The following is a 23371-nucleotide window of genomic DNA, read 5'->3' as shown; positions in this document are numbered from 1 at the left end:
GAGTTCCAGATGGAGCAGTATGCAATTGATTTGTTTGATGGACACTGTGACGCGGTGTTTCTGCGCTATCTCTCCGGCGGAGGCCTGCGCCGGAACGACGGCCATGTGGATCTGGAGCGTATGGGGAAATACCGCCGCTGCGCCCAGTTTTTCGCCCTGTTCGGAGAGCCGGAGCCCACCCCGGTTCGGGATCTCAGCGGGAAAACCCACCGGGAGCTCTTTCTGGAGGAGTACGCGCTCTTTGAGCGGGAAATGGCGGCCAATGCCGATCTAGCAGCCTTTTGCCGCACTGGCGCGGAGGCGGAGGCTGCCTTTCGGTCGGGGCGGCGGGCGGCCTTCCTCTCGGTGGAGGGGGCGGAGCTGCTGGACTGCTCCCTGGAGCGGCTGGAGGAGGCCCACGCCATGGGTGTTCGGGCCGTCAACCCCACATGGAACCACGTCAACGCCCTCTCCGGCACGAATGCAGAGGAGCCGGAGCGGGGGCTGACGCATCAGGGCAGGGCGTTCGTCCGCAAAATGGAGCGGCTGGGCATGCTGGTGGACGTGTCCCACCTGTCGGATCCAGGCTTCTGGGACGTGGCGGAGGAGCTGAGCGGCCCCTTTTTTGCCAGCCATTCCAATGCCCGGGCGGTCTTTTCTCATCCCAGGAACTTGACCGATGAGCAATTTACTGCCATAATAGACCACAACGGAGTGGTTGGCCTTAACCTCTATGCCAACTTCCTGGGGGAGCGGGCCGACCTGGACACCGCCATCGCCCACCTGGAGCACTGGCTGGAGCTGGGGGGCGAGCGGACCGTCGCTTTGGGCGGCGATCTGGACGGCTGTTCCAGCCTGCCGGAGGGGATCACGGGTATTCAGGATCTGGACCGGCTGTGGGAGCGGCTGCTGCAGCGGAATTACAGCGAGGCGCTGGTGCGCGCCCTGTTTTTTGAGAATCTGATGAGGGTTGTGAGCGAAGTATGTACTATGTAAGCACGAGGAACAAGGAAGACCGGCGCACGGCGGCGGAGGCAATCGCCCAGGGACTGGCTGCGGACGGCGGCCTGATGACCCCCGAGGTATTTCCAAAGCTGTCCCACAACGCCCTGGACACCATGCGGGACATGTCCTACCAGCAGCGGGCCGTCTATGTGATGAACTCCTATCTGGACGATTTCACGGCCTCTGAGCTGTCTGCCTATGCGGACAAGGCCTACGGCGGAGAGAAGTTCGATGTGAAGGAGGTGGCACCCGTTCGGGCGGTGGACGAAAACACCTACTGTCTGGAGCTGTGGCACGGCCCCACCTGTGCCTTCAAGGACATGGCCCTGCAGATGCTGCCACACCTGCTCTCCGCCTCCCTGGTGAAAAACCAAGAGGAGAAGACGGTGTGCATCCTGGTCGCCACCTCCGGTGACACGGGCAAGGCCGCCCTGGAGGGCTTCAAGGACGTGGACAAGACCCGCATCTTGGTGTTCTACCCCAAGGACGGTGTTTCCGCTATTCAGGAGCTGCAGATGAACACCCAGGAGGGAGACAACGTAGGGGTTTGCTCTGTGGCAGGCAACTTCGACGATGCCCAGACCGGTGTCAAGCGCCTGTTCTCCGACGAGGCCCTGCGGGAGAAGCTGGCCGGCCGCGGCTTTTTCCTCTCCTCGGCCAACTCTATCAACTGGGGCCGCGTCCTGCCGCAGATCGTCTACTACATCTCCGCCTACTGTGACCTTCTGCGGGAGGGGCGGATTCAGAAGGGGGAGCGGATCAACGTCTGCGTCCCAACTGGCAACTTCGGCAACATTCTGGCCGCCTACTACGCCAGGGAGATGGGCGTGCCCATCGGCAGGCTTATCTGCGCCTCCAACAGCAACAATGTACTGACCGACTTCCTGTGCACCGGTGTGTACGACCGCAACCGCACCTTCTACAATACGATGTCCCCCTCCATGGATATCCTGATCTCCTCCAACCTGGAGCGGCTGCTCTTCTCCCTGTCCAACCACGATGACGCCGAGGTGCGCGGGTACATGGAGGAGCTGGCCCGGTCCGGGCGGTATGAGGTGAGCCCCGCCATCAAGGGCAGGCTGGAGAAGCTTTTCGCCGCCGGTTTCTGCGACGACGCTCAGACACAGAAGGTCATCGGCCGCATGTGGCAGGAGCACCGCTACCTGATCGATCCCCACACCGCCGTGGCCTTTGACGTGCTCGACCAGTACCGGCGGGATACTGGTGACACTACCCCCACCGTGGTGGTGTCCACCGCCAGCCCCTTCAAGTTCTGTGACAGCGTGCTGGGCGCCCTGGGCGTGAGCGAGCTGGCCGCCGGCACGGCCATTTTGGACCAGCTCTCCCAGCAGACCGGCGTACCCGTCCCGGCGCCCTTGGCTGCCCTGAAGGACAAGACGGTCCGCTTTGGCCGGAGCGTCACCAAAGAGCACATGGTGGACCAGGTGCTGGAGATGCTGCGCTGAATGGCTCTCTACGCGATCGGGGATACCCACCTCTCCCTGTCCTCCAATAAGCCCATGGACGTGTTCGGCGGGGGCTGGGAGGGCTATGTGGACAAGCTGCAGAAGGGCTTCGCGGCGGTGGGGCCGGAGGATACGGTAGTGCTCTGCGGCGACCTGTCCTGGGGTATGAGCCTGGATGAGGCAAAGAAGGACTTCGCTTTCCTGGACGCCCTGCCTGGGGCGCGAAAGCTGCTGCTCAAGGGAAACCACGACTACTGGTGGAACACCGCCGCCAAGATGAACCGCTTTTTTGCGGAGAGCGGCTTTTCCACCCTCCGCATTCTGCACAACAACTGCTATGAATACGGGGGCTACGCCCTGTGCGGCACCCGGGGCTGGTTCTATGAGGAGACCGGCGACCAGAAGGTGTTCAAGCGGGAGCTGATCCGCTTGGAGGCGTCGCTGAAGGCGGCGGGGGAGCGGCCCAAGCTGTGCTTTCTCCACTATCCGCCCCTCTACCAAGGCTACCGCTGTCCGGAGATCATTGCCCTGCTGGAGCAGTACGGCGTGGAGCGCTGCTATTACGGCCATCTCCACGGCGGCAGCCACCGCTTGGCCGTGGAAGGACGGCAGGGAGACGTGGCCTATTATCTGGTCTCCGCAGACTATGTGGGGTTTCGCCCGCAAAAAATCTGTGAATAATTGAAAAAAGGTATGGAAATTTTGACGCATATCTGCTAGTATATAATGGATAACGCGAAAGATGGCCCCGTATACCGCCGATGCGCGGCGGGACAGGGCTGACAGGAGGAAGTAAACAACATGAATGTCAAGAGCGTCGAGAAGCAGGAGAAGAGCACCGTCGAGCTGGTGATCGAGATCGGCAAGGAGGAGTTCGAGGCCGCTGTCGAGAAGGTCTACAAGAAGCAGCGCGGCAAGATCAGCGTGCCCGGTTTCCGCAAGGGCAAGGCCCCCCGGAAGATCATCGAGGGCATGTACGGCTCCGGCGTGTTTTATGAGGATGCTATCAACGACTTGTACCCCGAGGCCTATGCCCAGGCTATTGAGCAGGAGAAGCTGGATGCCGTGGCGTGGCCCAAGGTGGAGATCGTGGATGTGGGCAAGGAGGGCCTGACCTTCAAGGCCCTGGTCACCGTCCGCCCCGAGGTGAAGCTGGGCGAGTACAAGGGCCTGACTGCTGAGAAGGCCGAGGTCGCCATCTCTGATGAGGACGTCGACAACGAGCTCAAGCCTTTCATCAACCGCGCCACCCGCATGGTGACCGTGGAGCGGGCGGCCGAGACCGGCGACACTGTGGTGATTGACTTCGAGGGCTTCCTGGACGGCAAGCCCTTCGACGGCGGCAAGGCCGAGGGCCACAGCCTGGAGCTGGGCTCCGGTTCCTTTATTCCCGGCTTCGAGGAGCAGCTCGTGGGCACCAAAGCCGGCGACGAGAAGGAGCTGAACGTCACCTTCCCCGAGGATTACCATGCCGCCGAACTGGCCGGCAAACCAGTCGTTTTCAAGGTGAAGGTTCACGAGGTCAAGGCCAAGGAGCTGCCTGAGGTGGACGACGAGTTCGCTAAGGATGTGTCCGAGTTCGATACCCTCGCCGACTTTAAAAAGGATCTGGGTGAGAAGCTGAAGGAACGCCGCGAGACTCAGAACCAGCGTGACTTCGAGGCCGCTCTGATGGAGCAGGTTATGGACAACATGGAGGTCGAGATTCCCGACGCCATGGTGGAGTATGAGGCCGATAACCTGGTCAACGATATGGCCCAGCGCATCCAGGCCCAGGGTATCCCCTTTGACCAGTATCTGGCCATGACCGGCATGACCATGGATATCATGCGGGAGCAGGCCAAGGCCGCTGCTCTGGAGCGCGTGCGCCGTGAGCTGGCGCTGGGCGCCATCGTGGCTGCCGAAAATATCACCATCTCCGACGAGGAGCTGGAGGAGGAGTACAAGCGTCTGGCCGAGCAGTATCACATGGAAGTGGACAAGGTGAAGGCCGCAGTGACCGCCGACAGTATCCGCAAGGAGCAGAGCTACCACAAGGCTGAGCACGTGGTCTACGACAGCGCCAAGGTCGGCAAGGCCCCCGCCAAGAAGAAGTCCACCAAGAAGAAGGCGGAGGAGAGCGCCGAGGGCGAGGAGAAGCCCAAGAAGACCGCCCGCAAGGGCACCTCCCGCAAGAAGGTGGAGGAGACCGCCGAGGCGGCCGTGGAGAAGACGGAGGAATAAGTTTCCAAACGATGGGCATACTCTGTTTGTGAGCCTGCCCGTCTGCGGTAGGATGGTGGGGCGCCCTGCACCCCGACATCAAAATTAAAGGAGATCCTTCATTATGAGCCTAGTTCCTTATGTAGTAGAGCAGACCAACCGCGGCGAGCGTTCCTATGACATCTTTTCCCGCCTGCTAAACGACCGCATTGTGTTCCTGGGAGAAGAGGTCAACGCCACCACGGCCAGCCTGGTGGTGGCCCAGTTGCTGTATCTGGAGGCCCAGGACCCGGACAAGGACATCCAGTTTTACATCAACAGTCCCGGCGGCTCCGTCACCGACGGTATGGCCATTTATGACACGATGCAGTATATTAAGTGCGATGTATCCACTATTTGCATCGGCATGGCTGCCAGCATGGGCGCGTTTCTGCTCTCCTCCGGCGCCAAGGGCAAGCGCTTGGCTCTGCCCAACGCGGAGATCATGATCCATCAGCCCTCCGCCGGCACTCAGGGACAGATCACCGATATGGCCATCCACCTGAAGCGCCTGGAGATTATCAAAAAGCGCATGAACCACATTCTGGCGGACAACACCGGTAAGCCGCTGGAAGTGGTTACAGCCGACTGCGAGCGCGACAATTTCATGTCCGCCGAGGAGGCTAAGGAGTACGGCCTGATTGACAAGGTCATTTATACGCGATAAAATCCAACAGAGGGAGCGGGGAAGCAAACGCCCCGCTCCCTCTGAGCCTTAGAAAGACTTGAGGGAGCAAACCATGCCGAAAAATGACGAGCGCAAATCCGTGCGCTGTTCCTTCTGCGGCAAGCACCAGGAACAGGTCGCCCGCATCATCGCCGGTCCGGGCGCCTATATCTGCAACGAGTGTGTCCACCTGTGCATGAGCATTCTGGACGACACTTACGATCCCGAGGAGCAGGCCGGGCCGGACATCCCCGATGTGATCCCCACCCCCAGGGAGATCCGCGACGTGCTGGACCAGTATATCATCGGGCAGGAGGACGCTAAAATCGCCTTGTCCGTGGCGGTCTACAACCACTATAAGCGCATCTACTTCGGCGGCGGGGAGGACGTGGAGCTCCAGAAGAGCAACATCCTGCTCATGGGGCCTACGGGCTGCGGCAAGACCCTGTTCGCCCAGACCCTGGCCCGGATTCTGAAGGTGCCCTTCGCCATCGCCGACGCCACTACCCTCACCGAGGCCGGATATGTGGGCGACGACGTGGAGAACATCCTCCTGCGACTGGTGCAGGCTGCCGACTACGACATCGAGCTGGCTGAGCGCGGCATCATCTACGTGGACGAGATCGACAAGATCGCCCGCAAGAGTGAGAACACCTCCATTACCCGCGACGTGTCTGGCGAGGGCGTGCAACAGGCCCTGCTGAAAATCCTGGAGGGTACTGTGGCCAACGTTCCGCCCCAGGGCGGCCGCAAGCATCCCCACCAGGAGTTCATCCAGATCAACACCAAGAATATCCTCTTCATCTGCGGCGGCGCTTTCGACGGGATGGAGAAGATCATCGAGCAGCGCCTGGACAAAAAGACCATTGGCTTCGGCGCGGACATCCAGAGTAAGAAGGAGCGGGATACTACCTCGGTGCTCAAGCAGGTACAGCCCCACGATCTGCTCAAGTTCGGAATCATCCCGGAGCTGGTAGGCCGCCTGCCGGTGATCACCACCCTGAACGCTCTGGACAAGGGACAACTGGTGCGCATCCTCACCGAGCCGAAGAATGCCCTGGTGAAGCAGTACCAGAAGCTGTTGGAGTACGACATGGTGGAGCTGGACTTCGATACCCAGGCGCTGGAGGCTGCCGCCGACCGGGCCATCGAGCGCGGCATCGGCGCCCGCGGCCTGCGGGCCGTGCTGGAGGAGGTAATGACCCCTCTGATGTACGAGGTGCCCTCCGATCCAACGATCACCCGGGTGACGATTACGGCTGAGAGCGTGAAAGAACACGTTTCCCCCGCCGTTGAGCACGATCCCGACCGCACCCAGCGGCCCCGTCTTGGCGGTGCCGCCCTCCATGCGGAGCAGGGGGGCGTATCCCCCAAGGGAAATGTCTCTTAAACAGCAACTGAACCGGTGGGGCGGGGGAGCATCCCTCGCCCCATTCTGCATCAAATCCCTGCCCTGGAAGGAAGTGAATGTGTGATGGAAGAACTGAACCGGCAGCAAACTATGCCTGCTCTGGCCCTGCGGGGGCTGACCGTCTTTCCACAGATGCTGCTCCACTTCGATGTGGGACGGCAGGCGTCCATTCAGGCACTGGACGAGTCCATGGCCTCAGGCCAGCCGATTTTCCTGGTGGCCCAGCGGGAGCTGGCCGTTGAAAGCCCGCAGGAAAAGGACCTTTACAGCATTGGGACCATCTGCAATGTGCGCCAGATTCTGCGCCTGCCCGGAGACAACGTGCGGGTGATGGTGGAGGGGATCAGCCGCGGGCGGCTGTGCCTTCTGCCCAAGACCACGCCCTACCTGAACGCCCTGGTGGAGGAGCTTCCGGCGGAACAGCCGGTCCGCCGCTCCGCCCGGACGGAGGCCCTTATCCGCCAGACCTACGAGCTGTTCGAGCGGTTCATCGAGCTGGCTCCCAAGATGACCCCCGATGTGCTCCTCTCGGTGCTCTCCAGTGAGGATCCGGGCTACATCGCCGACTACATCGCCCAGAACCTGCCCATGCGCACGGGGGACAAGCAGGCCATTCTGGAGGAGCTGCGGCCGGTGCGCCGCCTGGAGCGCCTGTGCCAGAGCCTCCGCCGGGAGGTGGAGATTCTGGAGTTGGAACAGGAGATGCAGGGCAAGGTGCGGGAGCAGCTCACCCGCAGCCAGCGGGACTATGTTCTGCGGGAGCAGCTCAAGGTTCTCCGGCAGGAGCTGGGGGAGGAGGGTGCCGGCGGCGACAGCGAGATTGCCGAGTACCGCCAGCGCATCGCCAAGGCCAAGCTGCCCCAGGAGGTGGCGGACAAGCTCACGAAAGAGGTGGGCCGGCTGGAGAAGCAGCCCTTCGGCTCCGCCGAGGCCACCGTTCTGCGCAATTACCTGGATACCGTGCTGGAGCTGCCCTGGGGCAAGCACACCAAGGAGCGGGTCAACGTGGAGGCGGCCCGCAAGGTGCTGGACGCCGACCACTACGGCCTGGAGAAGGTCAAGGAGCGCATTTTGGAGTTCCTGGCGGTCAAGCAGTTGGCCCCCGGGCTGAAGGGACAGATCCTCTGCCTGGTGGGGCCTCCCGGCGTGGGCAAGACCTCCATCGCCATGAGCATGTCGCGGGCCTTAAACCGTAAGCTGGCCCGTATCTCCCTGGGCGGCGTCCATGACGAGGCGGAGATCCGCGGCCACCGCAAGACCTATGTGGGGGCCATGCCGGGCCGCATCATTGCCGCCGTCAAGCAGGCTGAGAGCTGTAATCCGCTGCTGTTGCTGGATGAGATCGACAAGCTGGGCAATGATCAGCGGGGCGATCCCGCCTCGGCCCTGCTGGAGGTGCTGGACGCCGAGCAGAACAGCACCTTCCGCGACCATTTTCTGGAGGTGCCCTTCGATCTCTCCGACGTGCTCTTTATCACCACCGCCAACACCCTGGATACCATCCCCCGGCCCCTGCTGGACCGGATGGAGGTCATTGAACTGACCAGCTATACCGATGAGGAGAAGCTGCAGATCGCCAAGCGGCACCTGCTGCCCAAGGAGCTGAAACGCCACGGGTTGACAAAGGCCCAGCTCAGGCTGACCGACGACGCCATCCGGGAGCTGATTCGGGGCTATACCCGTGAGGCCGGCGTCCGTGTTCTGGAGCGGAAGCTGGGGGCACTGTGCCGGAAGGCGGCTATGGACATTGTGTCAAATGGTGTAAAGTCGATTCACATCACAGGAGATAACCTGGAGGACTATCTGGGTATCCGCCGCTATCACCCGGAGCGGCTGCCCCGGACGGAGCAGGTAGGCGTGGTCAACGGCCTGGCCTGGACCCAGGTGGGGGGCGAGATCCTGGAGGTGGAGGCGGGCGTGGTGCCCGGCTCCGGCAAGGTAGAGCTCACCGGCAACCTGGGCAGCGTCATGAAGGAGTCCGCCCAGGCCGCCCTGTCCTACATCCGCAGCCGCGCCGTCCAACTGGGAATCGAGGCGGATTTTTACAAGACGAAGGACATTCACGTCCACTTCCCGGAGGGAGCAGTGCCCAAGGACGGCCCCTCCGCCGGCATTGCCATCACCACCGCCATGGTGTCCGCCCTCACCGGCGCGCCGGTGAGGCGGGAGATCGCAATGACAGGTGAAGTTACTTTACGGGGCAGAGTGCTGCACATTGGCGGCCTGAAGGAGAAGACCATGGCCGCCTACCGCAACGGCATCAAAACCGTGTTCCTGCCGGCGGACAATGTGCCGGATCTGGAGGAGATCGACCCCACCGTCCGGGCCGCTCTGCACTTTGTTCCGGTGGAGCAGGTGGATTCGGTGCTGGCCGAGGCGCTGGAGCTGAAGACCTGCGACCCCCTTCGGGATGACGCGCTCCCGCCCCCTGAGTCCGGCTCCCGGAGCCGGGAAGTACCCACCTTCCGACAGTGAGGAATTGACATGAGTGTGAATTTACAGAAGGCGGAGTTTGTGCGCTCCGCGGCCAAGGCCGGGGACTTTCCCCGGGATCGCCTGCCTCAGGTGGCCTTTGCCGGCCGCTCCAACGTGGGCAAGTCCTCGGTGATCAACCGGCTGCTCAACCGGAAGAATTTTGCCCGGGTGGGCGCGGCACCGGGCAAGACCACCCACATCAACTACTTTTTGATCGACGGCGCTTTCTACCTGGTGGATCTCCCCGGCTATGGCTACGCCAAGGTGTCCCAGGCGGAGAAAGCCCGCTGGGGTCGCCTGATGGAGGAGTGGTTCGCGGACAACTCCCTGATGACCCTGGGACTGATGATCGTGGATGCCCGGCACAAGCCCACGGCGGACGACTGCACCATGGCGGAGTTTTTCAAGAACAGCGGCCGTCCCTTTGCGGTTGTGGCCAACAAGCTGGATAAGCTGCGCAAGAGCGACATAGAGCCGAACCTGGCGCGCATCCGGGAAACTCTTGAGCTGGACGAGCCTGTAAAGCTGATTCCCTTTTCAACCGAGAAGGGAGACGGCAAACAGGAGCTGCTCAATCTGATCCTGGAGCACGCGGAGGGAAGCGTATGAGATTTGTCAAACTGCTGCGAGAAGGAAGGGGCGTGTGGGGGGTGCTCCACGGCGATGTGGTGCGCACTCTGACAGAGCCGCCCTTTGAGGGTGTCCGTTATGACGGAGAGAGCCTGCCCCTGTCCGGCTGCCGCCTCCTGGCTCCCTGTGAGGCCACAAAAATTGTCTGCATTGGAAAGAACTATTTCGACCACATCCATGAAATGAAGTCCATGTTGGATGCCTCCAACACCCCCGACCGGCCCACCCTGTTTCTCAAGGCCCCCAACGCCCTCAACGCCCACCTGGGGACGGTTCACGCCCCAGACTTTGTAGGGCGGCTGGATTACGAGGGAGAGCTGGCCGTGGTAATGAAGCGGCGTGCCAAGGATGTGCCGGAGGAGGAGGCGCTGGACTATGTGCTGGGCTACACCTGCCTCAACGATATCACCGCCCGGGATGTCCAGAAGGCGGACGGCCAGTGGGCCCGCGGCAAAAATATGGATGGCTTTGCCCCCATGGGGCCTGTCGTCACCGACGAGGTGGACCCGGAACACCTGACCATCACCACCCGACTGAACGGTCAGGTGGTGCAGCAGGGGAGGACAGAGCAGCTCATCACTGGTGTACGGGCGCTCATCTCTTTCATCACCGCCTCCATGACCCTGGAGCCGGGGGACGTGATCGCCACCGGCACCCCCGCCGGTGTGGGCCCCATGCAGCCAGGCGATACAGTAGAGGTGGAGGTTTCAGGCATCGGAATCCTATGCAACTCCATTGTATGAGAGGACGGCGGACGCTCAGGGGAGGGCTCCGCCGCTTTTCCTTGAGTTTCTCCTGGAAATTTGCTATAATTGACACGATCTTTGTGCTAGGGGGGCGGACGCTTGGGCTCCATATCCGACTTTCTCAACAACATGGACTGGTGGGGCCTGCTCACCCTCCTTATCAGCGCCGCGGCAGCTCTGCTGTGCATCACCCTGCACGAGCTGTCCCACGGCTTTGTGGCTTGGCGACTGGGAGATCCCACGGCCAAAAATGCCGGGCGGCTGACCCTCAATCCCATCCGGCATCTGGATGTGGTGGGTCTGCTGATGATGCTCGTGGCCAAGGTGGGCTGGGCCAAGCCGGTGCCGGTGGATATGCGCTATTTTAAGCACCCCAGGCAGGGAATGGCGCTTACCGCCCTAGCCGGACCGGCGGCCAACTTCCTCACCGCCCTGGCGGCGGTGGGAGTCAGCTCCGCCGTGTTCCATCTGGCCCCTCTGGGCCCGGCGGCGGTGTTCGTGCTGTGCTTCCTGTCCAACATGGCCCTGTTGGGGGTGGGGATGGGGCTGTTCAACCTGATCCCCCTGTCGCCCCTGGACGGCTCCAAAATCCTGTTCGCCCTGCTGCCCGACCGAATCTACTACACCATCTTGCGCTATGAGAAGTATGTGATGGGAGTGGTGATCCTCCTGGTGCTGGTGGGGGTGTTCGACAAGCCCCTGTCCTTCCTGATGGTCCATGTCCTACGGGGCTTTTGCACCCTCACCGGAATGCCTCTGGGCGGGTTGCTGCTGTTCCAGGACGCGTCTGCTATTTTAAATCTGTTTTGAGGTGAGGCGCCATCGAAACGCCGATTTTTCATCTGGAAAAGGTGGTCAAGGCCCGGGATGAGGCTATGGAGGACTTCAACGGCCCACTGGATTTGATCCTCCACCTGCTGAGCAAGAACAGGATGGAGATCAAGGACATCCAGATCTCCCTGATCCTAGACCAGTATCTGGAGTGGATGGATCAGCGCAAGCGGCTGGATCTGGAGGTGGCGAGCGAGTTTGTCACTATGGCGGCCCACCTGGTGTTCATCAAGACGCGGATGCTGCTCTCCATCCACGACGAGGAGGCCATCTCCGAGATGGAACAGCTCATTGCCTCTCTGGAGGAGCACCAGCGCCACGAAAACTTTGCCAAGATCAAGGCCATCGTGCCAGAGCTGTCCGACCGCTACGCCATCGGCCGGGACTATATTCCCAAGGTGCCCGAGGCCCTGCCGGTTAATAGGACCTACCGCTACGTCCACAAGCCGGAGGATCTGCTGCGTGCCATGACGGCGGTGCTGGCCCGGGTGGACCACCGCCTCCCGCCACCCATGGCGGCCTTCGAGGGCATCGTGGGCCGGGAGCCCTACCCGGTGGCGGACAAGGCCGGCGAAATTCTGGAACGGCTCAGCCGCTTCGGTGTGACCCGGTTCCGGGCTCTGTTCAAGGGCAACCGGAGCCGCTCGGAGGTGGTGGCCACCTTTATCGCAGTGCTGGAGCTGTGCAAGGCCCGCCGCCTGCGGCTGGCAGGCACGGAGAGCGACTGCACCGTGACCTGTACCGAGGAGGGCGGGGGAGAGCTGGAGCTGACCACCGATGGGGAGAAAACGGCAGATTGAGGGTATACTATGGAATTGAAGGAAATTGAATCCGCCATTGAAGGGGTCCTCTTTGCCGCCGGGGAGCCGGTGGGGGTGGAGCGCCTGTGTTTGGCGCTGGACATCGACCGGATCACGGCGGACTCCGTGTGCCAACGCCTGGCCGATGCCTACCGCTATGAGCGGCGTGGCATCCGCCTGGTGCGGCTGGACAACAGCTATCAGCTCTGCTCTGCGCCGGAGTTTGCCGACTGCATCCGCCGGGCGTTTGAGAGTCGGCGGCCCGCCCGCCTGAGCCAGCCCGCCCTGGAGGTGCTGGCCATCATCGCCTACTACCAGCCTGCCACACGGGCCTATGTGGACCAGATCCGCGGCGTGGACAGCTCCTACACCGTCAGCCTGCTTCTGGAGCGTGACTTGATCGAGGAGTGCGGCCGCTTGGCCGTGCCGGGTCGCCCCATCCAGTACCGCACCACCCAGACCTTCCTGCGCTCCTTCGGACTATCCAATCTGGATGAGCTGCCCGAGCTGCCCAACACCACCCCGGAGGACGGACAGCTTACCCTGGAGATGCAGGCGGCGGTGGAGCGGCTTCAGGCCGCCCAGACCGCGGAGGGGACAGAGGAGGTCACCGAGGAGGAGCTGCTTCAGGCGGCCCGGGAGATAGCACAGGCCGAGGAGGAGGCGTAGGGCCCGATGAAAGCAATCCTGATCCTGGGCGCGGTGCTTCTGGCGCTGGGGGCGCTCCTCCGCCTGGTGCGACTGGGCGCGTTGGCGGAGTACTCCACCGCCGGACTGCGGCTCAAGCTGAAGGTAGGGCCGCTGCGCCTGATGCTCTATCCCAGAAAGCCGAAGCGGCCCCGCCGAAAGGCTGGGAAATCGTCCCAAAGGGAGAAAAAACGGGAGGAACGCCCGCAGCCGGAGCTGGGCGGCGGGCCGCTGGCGCTGGTGAAGCGGTTTCTTCCGCTGATCGCCGAGGCGGCGGGGCGCTTCCGGCGCAAGCTGCGCATCGATGTGTTCCAGCTTGAAGTTACCGCGGCGGCGCCGGACCCCGCCGCCGCCGCCCTGTGCTTCGGCGGGGCGAACGCATTTATCGGTATGATCTGGCCGCTGGTGGAGCAGAATTTTAACGTGAAGGAGCGGAGGCTGCGCACCCGGGTGGACTTTAACGCGGAGCGGCCCTCCGTCTATCTCTACGCGGCGGCCACCCTGACCGCCGGCCAGGCGCTGGCGCTGGGCCTGCGCCTGACCACACGGTTTCTGGCAGAGTTCTCCAAGTACCGCGCCGAGGCCGGGAGCCCGGCGACAAGCAAGCAGAAAGAGGCGGTTTAACGTATGGAAAAGCAGCATCCCATCGGTGATCTGATGACCACCACTATGCAGAAGCTCCGGGAGATCGCGGACGTCAACACCATTGTGGGCAAGCCCATTTTGGCCGGTGAGATCACCATCATTCCCATCTCCAAGCTGACGGTGGGCTTCGCCTCCGGCGGCAGCGACTTTACCTCCAAGAACCAGAAGCCGGAGGACGACAACTCCTTCGGCGGCGGCAGCGGCGCGGGAATGAACCTGTCCCCGGTGGCCTTCCTGATTGTCAAGGGGGACTCGGTGCGCCTGATGCCCGTAGCGCCTCCGCCCGGCACCGCCGTGGACCGGGTGGTAGAGATGGTGCCCGATGTGATTGACAAGGTCACCGGCTTTATCGAGAAGCAGCAGGACAAGGATAAATCCCAGGGCTGACACGCATACTAGCAGCATCTATCCCCTGAGGTGATGCTGTTTGAAACGGTTTGCCGCCGTCCTTTTGACACTGGCTGTTCTGCTCTGTCCCTCCGTCCGGGCCGCCGGGCCCGGCATCTCGGCTGCCTCCGCCATCCTGATCGATGGGGAAAGCGGCCGGGTCCTTTATGCCCAGAACGCGGAGGAGGAGCGCCCCATTGCCAGCATTACCAAGCTGATGACCGCGCTGGTGGCGGTGGAAGCTCACCCTGATCTGTCCGAGGTAGTCACCATCCGGCCCGAGTGGACCGGAGTGGAGGGCTCCTCCATGTATCTGAAGGCGGGGGAGGAGCTGACGCTGGAGGCGCTGCTCTACGGGCTGCTGCTCGCCTCGGGCAATGACGCGGCGGTGGCCATTGCGGGCTTCTGCGCCGGGGACGTAGACACTTTTGTGGCCTGGATGAATGACAAGGCCGCCGAGCTGGGCATGGAGCACACCCACTTTGAAAACCCAAACGGGCTCAACGACGAGGGGCACTACTCCACCGCCGCCGACATGGCTGCCCTGGCCCGGGTGGTGATGGAGCACGAAGCGCTGGCAAAGATCGTGGGTACCCGTTCCATCACGGTGGCAGGGCGCACCCTCACCAATCACAACAAGTTACTCTGGCGGTATGAGGGCTGCACTGGCCTCAAGACCGGCTACACGGACAGGGCGGGGCGGACGTTGGTTTCCTGTGCGGAGCGGGATGGGCAGCGCCTGATTGCCGTTACGCTGAATGATCCCAACGACTGGGCAGACCACGCCGCCCTGTTTGACTATGGCTTTGCCCACTACCGCAGCGCCATGCTGGCCCTGGCGAACCGGACCTTCCGCATGCTCCCGGTGACGGGCAGCCTCAACCGCTTTGTTCCGGTCTATACGGCCTCCGATGTGTACTATCCGCTGACGGAAGGAGAGCTGGTCAAGGCCCGTGTGGAGCTGCCGGAGCGGGTGGAGGCCCCGATCCAGGGCGGAACCATTGCCGGTCGGCTGCTCTTTACGCTGGACGGCGCGGTAATCGGCGAGACCTATCTGCTCTATGCCGGCGATGTGGCGGACGACCGGGCCGGCCGCGGCCTGTTCGGCCGGGTGCTGGACTGGTTCCGGGCGGGGGAGGCCGACACGCTGGCGACGGTCTGCTGCCGCTGGATCTCTGATTCGAATTTATAAAAAGGGGGGAGCGGCCATGGAAGAGCGGCTGCAGAAAATCCTTTCGGCCCACGGCGTGTCCTCCCGGCGGGCGGCGGAGGGCTATCTCTCCGCCGGGCGGGTGACGGTAAACGGATGTACCGCGCGGGTGGGGGACAAGGCCGACCCGGAGCGGGACGACATCCGAGTGGACGGGCGGCCTCTGCGGCGGCCCGCCCGCCGTACTTATCTGATGCTCAACAAGCCCAGGGGCTACGTAACCACCCTCTCTGATGAGAAGGGGCGACGCACCGTGGCGGAGCTGGTGGCCGGCTGCGGCGCCCGGGTGTGGCCGGTGGGGCGGCTGGATCTGGACTCCGAGGGGCTGCTCCTCCTCACCGACGACGGGGCGCTGACCCACGCCCTTCTCCACCCCAGCCACGAGGTGGAGAAGGAATACCGGGTGTGGGTGGAGGGCGACGTGGACACCGCCCTCCCGGTGCTGCGGGGCCCTATGGAGCTGGATGGGTACGCCCTCCGTCCGGCCCAGGTCACTCCGGTGGGGGAGGGGGTGCTCTCCGTGGTCATCCATGAGGGGCGCAACCGGCAGGTGCGCCGGATGTGCGCCACAGCGGGCCTGCGGGTGCGCCGCCTCCAGCGGGTGCGGGAGGGGGAGCTCTGCCTGGGCGCGCTGCCTGTGGGAGCATGGCGGCGCCTGACAGGTGAGGAGCTTTGTCTCCTGCGAAAATGATCTCTTTTTTGCAAGGAGATCAGGAAAACTTGCAGAAAAGGGATTGCTTTTCCGGTCAATTCTCGGTATGATAGGGACGAATCAAAACACAGCGTGGTATCATTCCCGCCACGGGCGGGCAGAAATGCGAGGGATCGTCCACAATGTCCAAAGATATCCTTTCGGTCATTCAGACCAATATGAGTACCTTTTCCAAGGGACAGAAGCTGATTGCCGGCTTTATCCTGGAATCCTATGACAAGGCCGCTTTCATGACTGCCAGCCGCCTGGGCAAGACGGTCAACGTCAGTGAGTCTACCGTGGTGCGCTTTGCCGCTGAACTGGGGTATGACGGTTATCCCGCTATGCAGAAGGCCCTGCAGGAGATGATCCGGAGCAAGCTCACCTCCATCCAGCGCATTGAGGTCTCCAACGACCGCATCGGCAATCAGGACATCCTGTCCATGGTCATGCAGTCGGATATGGATAAGATCCATATGACTCTGGAGGAGACCAACCGGGAGGACTTCGACCGGGCGGTAAGCGCCATTGTGGACGCCCGCCACATCTATATCCTTGGCGTGCGCTCCGCGGCGGCCCTGGCCAGCTTTCTGGGCTTCTACTTCAACCTGATTTTTGACAATGTCACCGTGGTACACGCCACCTCCACCAGTGAGGTATTCGAGCAGCTCTTGCGCATCGGTCCCAACGATGTCATTGTGGGCGTCAGCTTCCCGCGGTATTCCCGCCGGACGGTGAAGGCCATGCAGTTTGCCCACGACCGGGGGGCCGCCACCATCGCCCTCACCGACAGCGAAACCTCCCCCTTGGCTCCCATCTCCACCCTGACCCTGCTGGCCAAGAGCGATATGGCGTCCTTCGTGGACTCCCTGGTGGCTCCGCTGTCGCTGATCAACGCGCTGATTGTGGCCATCGGCCGCAAGAAAAACGACGACCTCTCCCAGACCTTTGAGACACTGGAGCAGATCTGGGATGAATATGAGGTCTATGAGAAAGTGGAAGAGATCACTTGAAGCATGTAATTGTCATCGGCGGCGGTGCGGCCGGCTGTATGGCCGCCGTCGCCGCCGCCCAAAAGGGTGCAGCCGTCACCCTGCTGGAGCGCAATCCCAAGCTGGGGCGCAAGCTCTACATCACCGGAAAGGGCCGCTGCAACGTGACCAACGACTGTGCGGCGCCGGAGGTGCTGCAGAATGTCCCACGCAACAGCCGGTTCCTCACCAGCGCCGTCACCCGCTTTCCCCCGGAGGCGGTGAAGGCGTTTTTTGAGGGCCTGGGAGTGCCGCTGAAAACAGAGCGGGGGAACCGGGTCTTTCCCTGCTCCGACAAAGCCGCCGACATCATCGACGCCCTGCTGTTGGCCCTGCGTCGGTCCGGGGTGCACATTGTGCAGGACCGGGCCCGCGCCCTGCGACGGGAGGGTGAGGTCCTCACCGGCGTGGAGGGGGAGCGCGGCTTTTACCCCGGCGGGGCGGTGGTCATCGCCACCGGCGGGGTTTCCTATCCGCTGACCGGCTCCACCGGTGACGGATATGCCCTGGCTGAGGCGCTGGGCCACACCATTCTGCCGCCCAGAGGCAGCCTTGTGCCACTGGTGGCGGAGGGGGATGCCTGTGCAAAAATGCAGGGCCTGTCGCTGCGCAACGTGGCCATTCAGGTGCGCAACGGCAAAAAGAAGACCGTCTACGCCGGGCAGGGGGAGTTGCTGTTCACCCACTTTGGCCTGTCCGGGCCGCTGATTCTCAGCGCCAGCGCCCATATGCGGGACTTTGACACAGAGCACTACTACATCAATCTGGATTTGAAGCCCGCACTGGATGAGGAGAAGCTGGACCGCCGTCTGCTGCGGGACTTTGAGGAGAACGCCAACCGGGACTTTCACAATGTTCTGGAGGGCCTGGCACCCCGCCTGATGGTGCCGGTGCTGGTGGAGCGTACCGGCATCCCGGCGGCGGAGAAGGTTCATTCGGTGACGAAGGCCCAGCGCCGCCGTCTGCTGGAGGTCCTCAAGTGCCTGCGCATCGACATACAGGGGCCCCGCCCGGTGGAGGAGGCCATCGTCACCTCAGGTGGGATAAAGGTATCCGAGATCAATCCCACCACTTTGGAATCCAAGAAGGCCCCCGGCGTTTATTTTGCCGGGGAGGTGCTGGATGTGGATGCCTACACTGGCGGCTTCAACCTGCAAATTGCCTGGTCCACCGGCCACGCCGCTGGAGAGGCCGCCGCACAAGACATAGGAGGAATCAACCCATGACAAAGCACAAGAGCATCGCCGTGGACGGCCCCTCCGGGGCGGGAAAGTCCACCCTGGCGAAGCTGCTGGCCCGCAGGCTGGGCTTTTTGTATGTGGATACCGGGGCCATCTATCGGACCGTAGGTCTGCGGGCCTACCGGGCCGGAGTGGACCCGGAGGACGAGGCGGCGGTGACCGCTCTGCTGGACGGCCTGGACATCGAGCTGAAGTATGGCGCGGACGGCCTGCAGCATATGTATCTGGACGGCGAGGATGTGACCGATGCCATCCGCCAGCATGTGATCTCCCGGTATACCTCCGGCGTGTCGGCCATCCCGGCGGTGCGGGCCTTTCTCCTGGAGCGTCAGCGGGACATGGCCCGGGAGCACGATGTGATCATGGACGGCCGGGACATCGGCACGGTGGTCCTCCCCGGCGCGGATGTAAAGATTTTCCTCACCGCCTCGCCAGAGGACCGGGCCCGCCGCCGCTTTGACGAGCTGCGGAAGCGGGGGCAGGAGGCGGACTATGACACCGTGCTCCGGGATATCATTCTCCGGGATGAGCACGACACCCGGCGCTCCGCCGCGCCGCTGCGGCAGGCGGAGGACGCCCTGCTGGTGGATACCACCGGAAATTCCCTGGACGAGAGCCTGGACGTCCTTCTGGAAACCATAAAGGAGCGTCTGAAGGCATGAAGAAGCGAAAGAAAAATGTCATTTACTGCATTGCCTATATGGTACTCTGGGTCGTGTTCCGTATCGTGATGCCCACACGGTGCATCAATAAACAGAACAGGCCCGAAGGGGGCGCGCTGCTGTGCGCCAACCACACCCGCACCAATGACCCGCTGTTCATCGCCTATGCACTGGGGTGGCATTACCAGATCCACGTCATGGCCAAGGAGGAGATTATGCACTGGCCCCTCATCGGCTGGGTGCTGAAGCACGGCGGCATTTTCGGCGTCAAGCGGGGCAAGGCGGACGTGGCGGCTATCAAGACGGCGATGAAGTACCTGAAGGACGGTGAACTGCTGCTCATGTTCCCGGAGGGCACCCGCCACCAGGACGGCGAATTCGGCGATGCCAAGACCGGCGCGGCCATGCTGGCCCTGCGTACCGGCGTGCCCATCGTCCCCATCTATCTTCCTGCGGAGAAAAAGTGGTTCCGCTGGAATCCCGTCGTGTTCGGCGAGGCATACTATCCTAAGGCACCCGAGGGGCGTAAGCCCACGCCGGAGGACTACCACGCGGTGGCCGATGATCTGATGGAGCGCATTGAGGCTTTGAAGCCTCAGGCTGGCCGGTGAGGCTGGAGCTGGCCCGCTCCGCCGGCTTCTGCTACGGAGTCCGCCGGGCGGTGCAGATGGCGGAGATGGCGGCGGAGGGGGGCCGGCCGTGCGTCATGCTGGGGCCCATCATCCACAACCGGGACGTGATCGCCTATCTGGAGTCCATAGGGGTGGGCCTGGTGGACACCCCGGAGGAGGTTCCGCCTGGGACGGCGGTGCTTATCCGTTCCCACGGGGAGGGACGGCCCGTCCATGAGGCGCTGGCGCGCCTGGGCCGGCCGGTCATCGACGCCACCTGCCCCAATGTGTCCCGCATACACCAGATCGTCTCCCGCGCTGAGGAGGGGGGGCGGCAGGTGCTCATCATCGGCACCCGCACCCATCCGGAGGTGGCCGCCATCGCCGGATGGTGCCGGCGGCCGGTGGTGCTGGAGGGGGTGGCGGAGCTGTCGAACTGGCTGGAAACCGCGCCGGAACGGCGGGACATACCTCTCACTATGGTCTCACAAACCACCTCCACCCGTTTTATTTGGGATTCCTGCGTAGAAAAAGCAAAAAAAGAGTGTACAAACTTAAAAATTTTTGATACAATATGTAATGCTACGTGTAAACGACAGTCTGAGGCCCAGGCGCTGGCCGCGCGCTCCGATGCTATGGTCGTCATCGGAGGGCGGGAGAGCTCCAATACCAAACGGCTGGCCGAGTTATGCGGGGCACTCTGTCCCATGGTCGTTTGGATCGAACGGGCGGCGGAGCTGGAACCTTCCAACCTGTGTCGGAAGGCTTCTATTGGAATCACTGCGGGCGCGTCCACGCCTGAGTGGATTATAAAGGAGGTCTATGACAAAATGAGCGACGAAAACATTGAGATCGAGGAATCCTTCGCTGAAATGCTGGAGAAGTCGATCAAAACTTTAAATACAGGGGAGAAGGTTACGGGCGTTGTCACTGGCATTACGCCTACTGAGATCTATGTGGATCTCGGCACCAAGCACGCCGGTTACATACCGGTGTCCGAACTGACCGACGACCCTACGGCCAAGGTTGAGGACCTGGTAAAGATCGGCGACGAGATTGAGACCTATGTCATGCGTGTGAACGACCAGGAGGGTGTGGTCACCCTCTCCAAGAAGCGCCTTGACACCGTGAAGAGCTGGGATGACATCGAGCAGGCCCGTGAGGAGCACACCACCGTTGAGGGTGTGGTCACCGAGGAGAACAAGGGCGGCGTCGTTGTGTCCATCAAGGGTGTGCGCGTCTTTGTGCCCGCCTCCCAGACTGGCCTGCCCCGGGAGACCCCGATGAGCCAGCTGCTCAAGCAGCATGTCCGCCTGCGCATCACCGAGGTCAACCGCGCCCGCCGCCGTGTGGTGGGCTCCATCCGCGCCGTTGAGGCCGAGGAGCGCGCCGCCAAGGCCGCCGAGGTGTGGGCCAACATTGAGGAGAACAAGCGCTATACCGGCACTGTGAAGAGCCTGACCTCTTACGGCGCTTTTGTGGACATCGGCGGCGTGGACGGTATGGTTCACATCTCTGAGCTGTCCTGGTCCCGCATCAAGCATCCCTCCGAGGTCGTCTCCGTGGGTGACACCGTGGAGGTCTATGTCATCTCCTTCGACAAGGAGAAGAAGAAGATCTCCCTGGGGATGAAGGACCGCTCCCAGAACCCCTGGGAGGTGTTCACTGGCAAGTATCAGCCCGGCGACGTGGCCAATGTCCGCGTAGTCAAGCTGATGACCTTCGGCGCCTTTGCCGAGGTTGTGCCCGGTGTGGACGGCCTGATCCACATCTCCCAGATCGCCGACCACCGCATCGACAAGCCCGGTGACGTGCTGAGCGAGGGCCAAATGGTGGATGTGAAGATCATCGACATCGACTACGACAATAAGAAGGTCTCCCTGTCCATCCGCGCCCTGCTGGAGGGCGGCGACGAGCCCGCTGAGTCCGAGGATGTCAACGAGGAGTAATCACATTCCTACAATGAAACCGTGCTGTTTCCGCTTGGAAACCGCACGGTTTTTTTCATTTTTACAAATAAGACACACAAAATGACTTGCAAAGGGTGAGGAATGCGTCTATAATACGATATGTAGGGTAAAAATGAAGTTATACGCATCGGAATGTTCTGCTGGGAGGTGGGAGCGTGTTTCAGGTTGGAGACAAGATTGTGCATCCAATGCACGGTGCCGGTATCATTGACAGCATCGTGCAGAAAAAAGTCAACGGCGTGGTAAGGGATTACTACATTCTCAAGCTGCCGGTGGGCGGCATGCTGGTCATGATCCCCACGGCAAACAGTGAGGAGATCGGTGTTCGCCCGGTGGTGAAGGGCGACGAGGCGGACCGGGTGATCGCGGCCATCCCGGACATCGAGGTGGACATGACCCCAAACTGGAACCGGCGCTACCGGGAGAATATGCTTCGCCTCAAGAGCGGGAATCTGCTGGAGGTGGCCCGTGTAGTCAAGGGCCTGATGCTCCGCGAGGAGGAGCGCGGCCTGTCCACCGGGGAGCGGAAGATGCTCCACTCGGCCAAGCAGATTTTGATCTCAGAGATTGTGCTCTCGCAGGATGCCAGTTATGAAGATGTTGAGGCGCGCATAAATACCGCCTTGGCCTAATACAGTCTGTAGGGGCGGTCCGCTGTGACCGCCCACCGGACCCCTGGAGGGAAACGGGGGAGGAGCCGAAACGGCTCTTTTTTTGTGGAGGAGGAATGGACATGGCCGGACTGCTTGGGCGGCTGTTCCGGCGGCAGCGGACACCGGAGCTCCGCTGTTCCGCCGTGGTCCCCGCGGCCGGGAGCTCCACCCGGATGGAGGGCCAGGACAAGCTGCTCCTTCCCCTGGAGGAGCAGCCCGTTTTGCTACATACCCTGCGGGCGCTGGAGCTGTGCCCCTATCTTGCCGAGATTATCGTGGTCACCCGGGAGGATCTGATCGTCCCCATTGGCCAGCTCTGCCGGGATGCCGGCTTGTCCAAGGTCCGCAAGGTGATAGTGGGTGGGGCTACCCGCACCCACTCGGTTCTGGCCGGGCTTGGGGAGCTCTCCTCCGGCGCGGAGTTGGTGGCCATCCACGACGGGGCCCGCCCCCTGGTCAGCCAGGAGGTGCTGGAGACGGTGATTTTCCGCGCCGCAGAGTGCGGCGCAGCCGCCCCGGCGGTGCCGGTGAAGGACACCATAAAGCGGGCGCGGGACGGTCTGGTGGAGGCTACGCTGGAGCGTTCGGAGCTCTTTGCCGTGCAGACACCCCAGGTGTTTCAGGTGGATCTGATCAAGGCCGCCCTGGTCAAGGCCCTGGAGGACGGGGCCGCCCTGACTGACGACTGCGGAGCGGTGGAGCGGCTGGGCATCGGCGTATCCCTGACGCAGGGGGACTACTGCAATTTGAAAATCACCACCCCGGAGGATCTGGCGGTGGCGGAGGCGCTTTTCGCTTGGAGGGAGCAGCAGTGAGAATTGGACATGGATATGACGTACACCGCCTGGTGGAGGGCCGGCGGCTGATTCTGGGCGGTGTGGAGGTGCCCTTTGACAAGGGCCTGCTGGGTCACTCCGACGCGGATGTGCTCACCCACGCGGTGATGGACGCCCTGCTGGGCGCCTGCGCCCTTGGAGATATCGGGCACCTGTTCCCGGACAGCGACCCGGCCTACGCGGGGGCGGACAGCCTGCGGCTGCTGGACGAGGTGGTTTCCCGCCTCCGTCAGAGGGGATACCGGGTAGGCAATGTGGATGCCACCGTGCTGGCCCAGGCCCCAAAACTGGCCCCCTATCTGGAGCAAATGCGCCGGAATCTGGCCTGGCGGCTCCAGGTGCCGGTGGACGCTGTCAGCGTCAAGGCCACCACAGAGGAGGGCCTTGGCTTTACCGGCACGGGAGACGGCATTGCCGCCCATGCCGTCTGCCTGGTGGAGAACCTTCTGTAACCGGCGAACCAGACGCTCCTCCGGTGCATACACTGCACTGAGAG

General features: G+C 62.5%; 24 protein-coding genes. All 24 read left to right on the top strand.

Annotation, left to right across the window (positions count from 1 at the left end):
• Positions 1-9: 9 nt before the first annotated feature.
• The 24 genes from ACESY8_RS10380 (at position 10) to ispF (ending at position 23327) form a co-directional block, all read left to right on the top strand.
• Positions 10-975, top strand: coding sequence for a dipeptidase (locus ACESY8_RS10380; protein WP_044940280.1), 966 nt, complete (start codon positions 10-12; stop codon positions 973-975).
• Positions 963-2450, top strand: coding sequence for a threonine synthase (gene thrC / locus ACESY8_RS10375; protein WP_044940277.1), 1488 nt, complete (start codon positions 963-965; stop codon positions 2448-2450). The genes ACESY8_RS10380 and thrC overlap by 13 nt, the downstream gene beginning before the upstream one ends.
• Positions 2451-3131 (top strand): metallophosphoesterase, encoded by a 681-nt coding sequence (locus ACESY8_RS10370; RefSeq protein ID WP_044940275.1) that lies wholly within the window; start codon positions 2451-2453, stop codon positions 3129-3131.
• 120 nt (positions 3132-3251) lie between these two features.
• Positions 3252-4673: a trigger factor gene (gene tig, locus ACESY8_RS10365; protein WP_054338322.1), complete on the top strand. Its 1422-nt coding sequence runs from the start codon at positions 3252-3254 to the stop codon at positions 4671-4673.
• Positions 4674-4776: 103 nt separating this feature from the next.
• The gene (gene clpP, locus ACESY8_RS10360; RefSeq protein WP_007488747.1) at positions 4777-5358 is read left to right on the top strand and encodes an ATP-dependent Clp endopeptidase proteolytic subunit ClpP; all 582 of its coding nucleotides are present in this window, start codon (positions 4777-4779) and stop codon (positions 5356-5358) included.
• 73 nt (positions 5359-5431) lie between these two features.
• Positions 5432-6748 (top strand): ATP-dependent Clp protease ATP-binding subunit ClpX, encoded by a 1317-nt coding sequence (gene clpX, locus ACESY8_RS10355; protein WP_054338323.1) that lies wholly within the window; start codon positions 5432-5434, stop codon positions 6746-6748.
• Positions 6749-6832: 84 nt separating this feature from the next.
• Complete coding sequence (gene lon / locus ACESY8_RS10350) at positions 6833-9244, top strand: endopeptidase La (RefSeq protein ID WP_054338324.1); 2412 nt, start codon at positions 6833-6835, stop codon at positions 9242-9244.
• Between the two features lie 9 nt (positions 9245-9253).
• On the top strand, positions 9254-9853 hold the full coding sequence (gene yihA / locus ACESY8_RS10345; protein ID WP_054338325.1) for a ribosome biogenesis GTP-binding protein YihA/YsxC: 600 nt from the start codon (positions 9254-9256) through the stop codon (positions 9851-9853).
• Entirely contained in the window at positions 9850-10617 is a 768-nt protein-coding gene (locus tag ACESY8_RS10340; protein ID WP_054338326.1) for a fumarylacetoacetate hydrolase family protein, read from the top strand. The genes yihA and ACESY8_RS10340 overlap by 4 nt, the downstream gene beginning before the upstream one ends.
• Positions 10618-10719: 102 nt before the next feature.
• Positions 10720-11430, top strand: a complete 711-nt coding sequence (locus ACESY8_RS10335) for a site-2 protease family protein (protein ID WP_007488757.1) — start codon at positions 10720-10722, stop codon at positions 11428-11430.
• 65 nt (positions 11431-11495) lie between these two features.
• A complete protein-coding gene (locus tag ACESY8_RS10330) occupies positions 11496-12251 on the top strand; it encodes a segregation and condensation protein A (RefSeq protein WP_009256898.1) in 756 nt (251 codons plus the stop codon).
• Between the two features lie 9 nt (positions 12252-12260).
• On the top strand, positions 12261-12920 hold the full coding sequence (gene scpB / locus ACESY8_RS10325; RefSeq protein ID WP_021632361.1) for an SMC-Scp complex subunit ScpB: 660 nt from the start codon (positions 12261-12263) through the stop codon (positions 12918-12920).
• Between the two features lie 6 nt (positions 12921-12926).
• Positions 12927-13562 (top strand): DUF2953 domain-containing protein, encoded by a 636-nt coding sequence (locus ACESY8_RS10320; protein WP_054338327.1) that lies wholly within the window; start codon positions 12927-12929, stop codon positions 13560-13562.
• 3 nt (positions 13563-13565) lie between these two features.
• Positions 13566-13970 carry a GerW family sporulation protein gene (gene ytfJ, locus ACESY8_RS10315; RefSeq protein ID WP_007488761.1) on the top strand — a complete coding sequence of 135 codons (405 nt, stop codon included), beginning with the start codon at positions 13566-13568 and terminating at the stop codon, positions 13968-13970.
• Between the two features lie 40 nt (positions 13971-14010).
• A complete protein-coding gene (locus ACESY8_RS10310) occupies positions 14011-15162 on the top strand; it encodes a D-alanyl-D-alanine carboxypeptidase family protein (RefSeq protein WP_054338328.1) in 1152 nt (383 codons plus the stop codon).
• Between the two features lie 16 nt (positions 15163-15178).
• Positions 15179-15871: a pseudouridine synthase gene (locus ACESY8_RS10305; RefSeq protein WP_204681735.1), complete on the top strand. Its 693-nt coding sequence runs from the start codon at positions 15179-15181 to the stop codon at positions 15869-15871.
• Between the two features lie 143 nt (positions 15872-16014).
• Positions 16015-16884 (top strand): MurR/RpiR family transcriptional regulator, encoded by an 870-nt coding sequence (locus ACESY8_RS10300; protein ID WP_007488764.1) that lies wholly within the window; start codon positions 16015-16017, stop codon positions 16882-16884.
• A complete protein-coding gene (locus ACESY8_RS10295) occupies positions 16881-18128 on the top strand; it encodes a BaiN/RdsA family NAD(P)/FAD-dependent oxidoreductase (RefSeq protein WP_082382816.1) in 1248 nt (415 codons plus the stop codon). Before ACESY8_RS10300 ends, ACESY8_RS10295 begins: the two co-directional genes overlap by 4 nt.
• Positions 18125-18805, top strand: coding sequence for a (d)CMP kinase (gene cmk, locus ACESY8_RS10290; RefSeq protein WP_024724114.1), 681 nt, complete (start codon positions 18125-18127; stop codon positions 18803-18805). The genes ACESY8_RS10295 and cmk overlap by 4 nt, the downstream gene beginning before the upstream one ends.
• Positions 18802-19416: a lysophospholipid acyltransferase family protein gene (locus ACESY8_RS10285; RefSeq protein WP_054338329.1), complete on the top strand. Its 615-nt coding sequence runs from the start codon at positions 18802-18804 to the stop codon at positions 19414-19416. The genes cmk and ACESY8_RS10285 overlap by 4 nt, the downstream gene beginning before the upstream one ends.
• Positions 19413-21365 (top strand): bifunctional 4-hydroxy-3-methylbut-2-enyl diphosphate reductase/30S ribosomal protein S1, encoded by a 1953-nt coding sequence (locus ACESY8_RS10280; protein WP_024724112.1) that lies wholly within the window; start codon positions 19413-19415, stop codon positions 21363-21365. Before ACESY8_RS10285 ends, ACESY8_RS10280 begins: the two co-directional genes overlap by 4 nt.
• A 176-nt stretch (positions 21366-21541) precedes the next feature.
• A complete protein-coding gene (locus tag ACESY8_RS10275; RefSeq protein WP_009256892.1) occupies positions 21542-22018 on the top strand; it encodes a CarD family transcriptional regulator in 477 nt (158 codons plus the stop codon).
• Between the two features lie 101 nt (positions 22019-22119).
• Entirely contained in the window at positions 22120-22854 is a 735-nt protein-coding gene (gene ispD, locus ACESY8_RS10270) for a 2-C-methyl-D-erythritol 4-phosphate cytidylyltransferase (RefSeq protein WP_009256891.1), read from the top strand.
• On the top strand, positions 22851-23327 hold the full coding sequence (gene ispF / locus ACESY8_RS10265) for a 2-C-methyl-D-erythritol 2,4-cyclodiphosphate synthase (RefSeq protein ID WP_009256890.1): 477 nt from the start codon (positions 22851-22853) through the stop codon (positions 23325-23327). The genes ispD and ispF overlap by 4 nt, the downstream gene beginning before the upstream one ends.
• Positions 23328-23371: the final 44 nt, after the last annotated feature.

The sequence above is a fragment of the Clostridium sp. ATCC BAA-442 genome, assembly GCF_964239415.1.
Classification (GTDB): Bacteria; Bacillota; Clostridia; order Oscillospirales; family Oscillospiraceae; genus Flavonifractor; species Flavonifractor plautii.
Note: the sequence above shows the minus strand (reverse complement) of the source record. Positions and strands in the feature narration are given on the sequence as shown.